Source organism: Methylobacterium sp. CCH5-D2 (assembly GCF_001556475.1).
Taxonomy (GTDB): Bacteria; Pseudomonadota; Alphaproteobacteria; order Rhizobiales; family Beijerinckiaceae; genus Methylobacterium; species Methylobacterium hispanicum.
In genome coordinates, this window is the sequence record NZ_LSIX01000373.1 from 1 (window position 1) to 6,658 (window position 6,658).

Annotated in this window: 6 protein-coding genes; all 6 read left to right on the forward strand. The window is 68.7% G+C overall.

The window, feature by feature from the left end; genetic code table 11:
- Positions 1-426: 426 nt before the first annotated feature.
- The 6 genes from AX737_RS09535 (at position 427) to AX737_RS09560 (ending at position 6,493) form a co-directional block, all read left to right on the forward strand.
- The gene (locus tag AX737_RS09535; protein WP_066920864.1) at positions 427-1,440 is read left to right on the forward strand and encodes a tripartite tricarboxylate transporter substrate-binding protein; all 1,014 of its coding nucleotides are present in this window, start codon (positions 427-429) and stop codon (positions 1,438-1,440) included.
- Between the two features lie 100 nt (positions 1,441-1,540).
- Positions 1,541-2,023, forward strand: a complete 483-nt coding sequence (locus tag AX737_RS09540; protein ID WP_066920866.1) for a tripartite tricarboxylate transporter TctB family protein — start codon at positions 1,541-1,543, stop codon at positions 2,021-2,023.
- A 10-nt stretch (positions 2,024-2,033) separates the two neighbouring features.
- Positions 2,034-3,572 (forward strand): tripartite tricarboxylate transporter permease, encoded by a 1,539-nt coding sequence (locus AX737_RS09545; RefSeq protein WP_066920868.1) that lies wholly within the window; start codon positions 2,034-2,036, stop codon positions 3,570-3,572.
- Between the two features lie 70 nt (positions 3,573-3,642).
- A complete protein-coding gene (locus AX737_RS09550; RefSeq protein WP_066920870.1) occupies positions 3,643-4,350 on the forward strand; it encodes a GntR family transcriptional regulator in 708 nt (235 codons plus the stop codon).
- Positions 4,351-4,457: 107 nt separating this feature from the next.
- A complete protein-coding gene (locus tag AX737_RS09555) occupies positions 4,458-5,723 on the forward strand; it encodes a CoA transferase (protein ID WP_066920872.1) in 1,266 nt (421 codons plus the stop codon).
- Positions 5,720-6,493 carry an enoyl-CoA hydratase/isomerase family protein gene (locus AX737_RS09560; RefSeq protein ID WP_066920874.1) on the forward strand — a complete coding sequence of 258 codons (774 nt, stop codon included), beginning with the start codon at positions 5,720-5,722 and terminating at the stop codon, positions 6,491-6,493. Before AX737_RS09555 ends, AX737_RS09560 begins: the two co-directional genes overlap by 4 nt.
- The last annotated feature ends 165 nt before the right edge of the window (positions 6,494-6,658 follow it).

The following is a 6,658-nucleotide window of genomic DNA, read 5'->3' on the forward strand; positions in this document are numbered from 1 at the left end:
TCATACCCCTCACCCCAACCCTCTCCCTATGGGAGAGGGGGCGCGGCGCGGTTCCCCAGCGCGATCTAGGAGACGACCCCCGCCATATGCGATCGCCCTGCCCTGCAGGAGAGGAGACCCGCGCTTCGTTCCGAGACGATGCGTTGAGCCGGACCCATCAACCGAAAACGGTATCACCGGCGCCCACCGCCGCGACGCCCTCCGGCGTACCGACCGAGCATCGGCGCCGACACCGCGCGGCATTCCGCGATGCAAGCACGCGCTTCGACGACCCGGGCATCGCCGCGCGTCTCGGGGTGCGATCTCCCCAGGGTTCATCCCCGAGCGCTTGTCAGCCTCCCGCGAATGCATCTATAATTATTGATGCGAAACGCGGCCGGCGCTCACGGTGCCGAGCCTATAAGAATCGTTACTCAGGGAGAGACCATGCGCCCGAAGTCGTGCAAGACGGCAGCCCTGGCGGCTGCCGCAGCGCTCGCCGTGGCAGCCCCGGCCGCGGCCGACTGGAAGCCGGAACGTCCCGTCGAGTTCGTCGCAGCCGCCGGTCCCGGCGGCGGGACGGACCTTTTCGCCCGCGTCGTGCAGTCGGCCCTGTCGAAGGAGAAGCTCCTCGATGTGCCGGTCATCGTCACCAACAAGGCCGGCGGTAGCGGGGCCGAGACCTTCATCTACGCCAAGACCTCGGGCGGCGATCCCTACAAGCTCTTCTTCGGCACACAGGACGCATACGCCCTGCCGCTGGCCAACAAGCTGTCCTACAGCCTGAAGGACCTGGAGCCGGTCGCGGCGATGACCTTCGACCCGTTCATCCTGTGGGTGAACCCGAAGGCCTCCGGCATCGCGGACGTGAAGGGCTTCATCGAGAAGGCGAAGGCGGCGCCCGGATCCATCAAGGTCGGCGGCGCCAAGGCCAAGGAAGCCGACGAGACCCTGATGACGCTCATCGAGAAGGCGGCCGGCATCGACCTCTCCTACATCCCGTACAAGAGCGGCAGCGAGGCCGCCGTGCAGGTCGCGGGCGGCCACATCCAGGCCAACGTCAACAATCCGAGCGAGAGCGTGGAGCAGTGGCGGGCCGGCGTGCAGAAGCCGCTCTGCGTGTTCGAGGAGGCCCGGTTGGCCGACACCACGGTCATCGCCGACGGCATGTCCTGGAACGCGATCCCGACCTGCATCGAGGCAGGCCTCGACATCAAGTCCTTCGCCCAGCCGCGCACCATCTGGGCGGCCAAGGGCCTCCCGCCGGAGGCGCTGGCCTACTACACCAACCTCCTCCGGAAGGTCGCGCAGACCGAGGAGTTCAAGGGCTACATGGCACGCGGCGCGCAGATCCCGCGCACGCTCACCGGCGACGAGCTGAAGGCCTTCATCGCCCGGCATCGGGCGACCTACGCCGAGTACTACAAGAACAACGGCTGGCTGAAGGGCGCAGTGGATTGAGGTGCGGCGGCGGCGCCGACGGCGCCGCGCATCCGGAACCCGAGCAGACGGATCTGACCGCCCGCGCGCAAGGCCGGGACGGAACGGCAGGATCATGCCCATGGACATCTCACGCCGGACCGGCGAGATCGCGACGTCGGCCGCAACCGCGCTCATCGGCCTGACCGTCTGCTACGGCGCGCTGGAGAACGGCATCGCCTGGGAGGAATCCGGCCCGAGCTCCGGCTTCTTCCCTTTCTGCGTCGGCTGCCTGATCGTCCTCGGCAGCGCCGTCACCGGCGCGCAGGCGCTGCTGCGGCCGGTCGCGGGGGCGCCGCCCTTCCTGGACGCTGAGCGCGCCCGCGCCGCGATCCTGTTCTTCCTGCCGATCGTGGCCTTCGCCGCACTCTCGGCCTGGCTCGGCCTCTACATCGGGATGGCGATCTACATCTTCTACGCGATGTACGTGCCCGGAAGGCTGAGGCTCGCGACAGCGATCGCGGCAAGCCTCGCAGTCGCGGTCGTCAACTTCGTCATCTTCGAGAAGCTGTTCATGGTGCCCCTGCTGAAGGGGCCCGTGCTGAACGCCGTCGGCATCTATTGAGGCGCGGACCATGAGCAACATCAGCCTGCTTCTCGACGGCTTCGCCGTCGCGCTCAGCACCCACCACGTGCTCATCATGGTCGGCGGGGTCCTGCTCGGCCTCGTCGTCGGCGTCCTGCCGGGCCTCGGCGCGCCCAACGGCGTCTCGCTCCTGCTGCCGCTGACCTTCTCGATGGATCCGGTCTCGGCGATCATCCTGCTCACCAGCATGTACTGGGGCGCGCTGTTCGGCGGCTCGACCACCTCGATCCTGTTCAACATCCCGGGCGAGCCCTCCTCGGTCGCCACGACCTTCGACGGCTATCCGATGGCCCGGCAGGGCGAGGCGGTGCGCGCGCTGACGCTCGCCTTCTCGTCGGCCGGGATCGGGGCGCTCACCGGCGTCATCGTCATCACGCTGCTGTCGGGCTGGGTGGCGAACTTCGCGCTCCGGTTCGGCGCGGCGGAGTACTTCGCCGTGTATTTCATGGCGTTCGCGAGCTTCATCGGGATGTCGAGCGGCTCGCCCTTCAAGACGCTGGTCTCGATGATGCTGGGCTTTGCCTGCGCCACCATCGGCGCCGACACCATCTCGGGCGAGAGCCGGCTCACCTTCGATTTCGAGCAGTTGATCGGCGGCGTGAGCTTCCTCGTCGCGGTCATCGGCCTGTTCGGCCTCGGCGAGCTGATCATGACCATGGAGGAGAACCTCCAGTTCCACGGCGTGAAGGCCCGGCTGAGCCTGCGCGAGATCGTCCGGGCCGTGCTCGAACTGCCCCGCTACTGGGCCACGATCGTGCGCAGCGCGCTCATCGGCTGCTGGATGGGCATCACCCCCGGCGGCCCGACCGCGGCCTCCTTCATGAGCTACGCGATCGGCGCCCGCTTCGCGAAGGACAAGACGCGCTTCGGCAAGGGCGCGCCGGAGGGCATCGTGGCGCCGGAGACCGCCGACCATTCCGCCGGCTCCTGCGCGCTCCTGCCGATGCTGGCGCTCGGCATCCCGGGCTCGGCGACAGCGGCCGTGATGATGGGCGGGCTGATGATCTGGGGCCTGGCGCCCGGGCCGATGCTCTTCACCACGCGGCCCGACTTCGTCTGGGGCCTCATCGCCAGCATGTATCTCGGCAACATCATCGCGGTGATCCTCGTGCTCGCGACGGTGCCGATGTTCGCCTACATCCTGCGCGCGCCCTTCCGCATCGTCGGCCCGATGATCACCGTGATCTGCATCATCGGCGCCTACACGGTGGCCAGCCACACCTTCGACATCTGGCTCGCGCTGGTCTTCGGGGTCGCCGGCTACGTCTTCAAGAAGCTCGACTACCCGCTCGCGCCCTTCGTGCTGGCCATGGTGCTGGGCGACAAGGCCGAGGACGCCTTCCGGCAGGCGATGCTCACCTCGGGCGGCTCGGCCTCGATCTTCTGGTCGAACGGCCTCGTCGGGACGATGATGGCGCTGGGCATCCTGCTGCTCTGCCTGCCGCTGATCTCGAGAGTGCTGCGCGAAGCAGGGATCGGCCTGCGCCGGAAGGCGCTGCCGCCGCAGCGGGAGATCGGCTCGACATGAGCGCGGATGTGAGAGAATGGTCCTGTTCCGCGATGCCCCGGACCGGCGGGCGAGACGGTGGAGCTGCCCCATGTCCGGCAAGACGCTGATCCGCCAGAGCCTGCACGAGTCGCTCGTCGCGCCGCTGCGCGAGATGATCCTCTCGGGCGAGCTCCGCGCCGGCGAGAAGGTGCCCGAGGAGCAGCTCTGCGAGCGCTTCGGGGTGTCGCGCACGCCGATCCGCGAAGCGCTGAAGGTGCTGGCGGCCGAGGGCGTGCTGCAGATCATGCCCCATCGCGGCGCCATCGTCGCGCGGATCACCGAGGATCAGGTCAACGAGCTGTTCCCGATCATGGCCTCGCTCGAGCGGCTCGCGGGCAAGCTCGCCTGCGCGGCCGCCACGGATGCGGACATCGCCCGCGTGCGGGCGCTCCACGACGAGATGATGCGCCTCTACGCGGCCGGCGACGAGCCGAACTATCTGGCCGCCAACCGGCGCATCCACGACGCGTTCTTCGTCATCGCCGGCAACGCGACGCTGCACGCCTACTACCAGCAGGTGCTGACGCGGATCCATTCCTGCCGATTCGTGATGCGCAAGACCCCCGAGCACTGGCGCGCCGCGGTGCTCGAGCACGAGCAGATGATCGCGGCTCTGGAAGCGCGCGACGGCGATACGCTGGGCGCCCTGCTGGAGAAGCACGTGACCGGAACCACCGTCGGCATCGCCCGCGACTTCATCCGGCGAAAGTCGGCCGAGGACGCCGCGGGCCGGCATCCCGCGGCGCGTCAGGCCTAGGCCTAGCCGCGACCCGGGACGGCGGCGCCCCTGTCGGGGACGACCGTCCGCGTCGATCTAATTATTGATTACAGGACACCGGCCGCTCGGCGGCTTCGGAGGGACCGATGACCGACACGCACGAACACCGCGAGGCGAACCCCACAGCGCACCCGGAGGCGGACCGGGGCACCCCGGCGGCGCCGCTCCCGCTGTCGGGCGTGCGGGTGCTGGATTTCAGCCAGGTCATGGCCGGCCCGTTCTCGACCATGCTGCTCGCCGATCTCGGCGCCGACGTGATCAAGATCGAGCCGCCGACCGGCGACCAGACCCGCTCGGCGATGGGATTCAAGATGAAGGGGCCCGACTCGATGGGCTTCCTCAACATGAACCGCAACAAGCGCTCGATCACGCTCGACCTGAAGAGCGAGGCGGGCCGCGAGACCTTCTACCGGCTGGTCGAGACGGCCGACATCCTGGTCGAGAACTACCGCCCGGGCGTGGTGAAGAAGCTCGGCGTCGATTACGAGACGCTGAAGGCGATCAACCCGAGGCTGATCTACGCCTCGATCTCCGGCTTCGGCCAGACCGGCCCCTGGGCCGACCGTCCCGGCTTCGACCTGATGGCGCAGGCCATGTCCGGCGTGATGAGCGTGACCGGCCATCCGGGCATGCCGCCGGTCAAGGCGGGCGTGCCGGTCGCCGACATCGGCTGCGCGCTGTTCTGCACCTACGCGCTGCTCAGCGCCTATATCGGCCGGCAGAAGAGCGGTGAGGGCCAGTACATCGACGCCTCCCTGTTCGAGGCGGCGCTCGCCTTCTCGATCTGGGATACGTCCGAGTACTGGGGTACCGGCGTCGTGCCCGGCCCGGTCGGCACCTCCAACAAGATGAGCGCGCCCTACCAGGCGGTGGCCTCCAAGGACGGCTACTTCGTCATGGGGGCGACCAACCAGAAGCTCTGGGTGCAGCTCTGCGGACAGATCGGCCGGGAGGATCTGCTGGCGGACGAGCGCTTCGCGAGCAACCCGCTGCGCCTGCGCAACCGCGCCGCGCTGATCGAGGAGCTGGAGAAGACCTTCGTCATCAAGACCTCGGATGAATGGGTCGACGAGCTGCTGGCGGTCGGCATTCCGGCGGGCAAGATGAGCACCTACCCGGAAGCGTTCGAGAGCGAGCACGGCCGGCACCGCAACATGCGCCTCGAGATCCCGCATCCGCTGGAGGGCACGGTGCCCAATATCGGCTTTCCGGTGAAGCTGATGGGCACCCCGCAGCAGATCCGCCGGCATCCGCCGCTGCTCGGCGAGCACACCGAGGGCGTTCTGGCCGAGATCGGCCTGGATGCGGGCGAGATCGCGGGATTGAAGGCGCGGGGAGCGTTCGGCGCATGAGCGGACAGGTCCACTACACCGTCGAGAACGGGGTCGGCGCGGTCGTGTTCGACCGTCCCGAGGCGCGCAACGCCATGACCTGGGCGATGTACGACGCGCTGGGCGAGATCTGCGAGCGCATCGTCCGCGAGGGCGATGTCCGCGCCGTCACCTTCCGCGGCGCGGGCGGCGACGCGTTCGTCGCCGGCACCGACATCGAGCAGTTCCGCGGATTCGAGACCGGCCAGGACGGGCTGGCCTACGAGGCGGTGATCGACACGCGCATCGGCCAGATCGAGCGCCTGCCCGTGCCGACGGTCGCGGTCGTGGACGGATGGGCGATCGGCGGCGGCCTCGCCATCGCGGCGGCCTGCGATTTCCGCATCGCCACGCCCCAGGCCAAGTTCGGCATCCCGATCGCGCGGACGCTCGGCAACTGCCTGTCGATCGCCAACGTCGCCCGCGTCGTCGCCGCGCTCGGCGTCGCGCGCGCCAAGCGCGTGCTGATGCTCGCCGAGGTGCTCGGCGCCGAGGAAGCGAGGGCGGCGGGCTTCGTCGCCGAGATCGCCGAGCCGGAGCTGCTGGACGAGCGCGTCGGCGCGATGGTCTCCAAGCTTCTCGCCAACGCGCCCGTCACGATGCGCGTCGTCAAGGAGGGTATCCGGCGGGTGGTCGGCGACGGGCTCCCCGACGGCGACGATTTGGTGGCGGAATGCTACGGCAGCCGCGACTTCAAGATCGGCGTCGAAGCCTTTCTCGCCAAGAAGAAGCCGAGCTGGACAGGCACGTGATACGGGTTCCGGTCGGTGGGTTCGGTCTGACGCATCGTCTCGGACCGAAGCGCGGGTCCCCTCTCCCATAGGGAGAGGTCTGCTTCCGCAGAAAGCCGGGTGAGGGGTACGAGGCTTCCAGGTAGGGCTCGACCTGAACGCGCGTCGATGGCGTGCTCAGATCTG

What these genes read in the sequence shown, in the direction of transcription:
- AX737_RS09535 (WP_066920864.1), top strand. Translation starts at nt 427, where the DNA reads ATGCGCCCGAAGTCGTGCAAGACGGCAGCCCTGGCGGCTGCCGCAGCG.
- AX737_RS09540 (WP_066920866.1), top strand. Translation starts at nt 1,541, where the DNA reads ATGGACATCTCACGCCGGACCGGCGAGATCGCGACGTCGGCCGCAACC.
- AX737_RS09545 (WP_066920868.1), top strand. Translation starts at nt 2,034, where the DNA reads ATGAGCAACATCAGCCTGCTTCTCGACGGCTTCGCCGTCGCGCTCAGC.
- AX737_RS09550 (WP_066920870.1), top strand. Translation starts at nt 3,643, where the DNA reads ATGTCCGGCAAGACGCTGATCCGCCAGAGCCTGCACGAGTCGCTCGTC.
- AX737_RS09555 (WP_066920872.1), top strand. Translation starts at nt 4,458, where the DNA reads ATGACCGACACGCACGAACACCGCGAGGCGAACCCCACAGCGCACCCG.
- AX737_RS09560 (WP_066920874.1), top strand. Translation starts at nt 5,720, where the DNA reads ATGAGCGGACAGGTCCACTACACCGTCGAGAACGGGGTCGGCGCGGTC.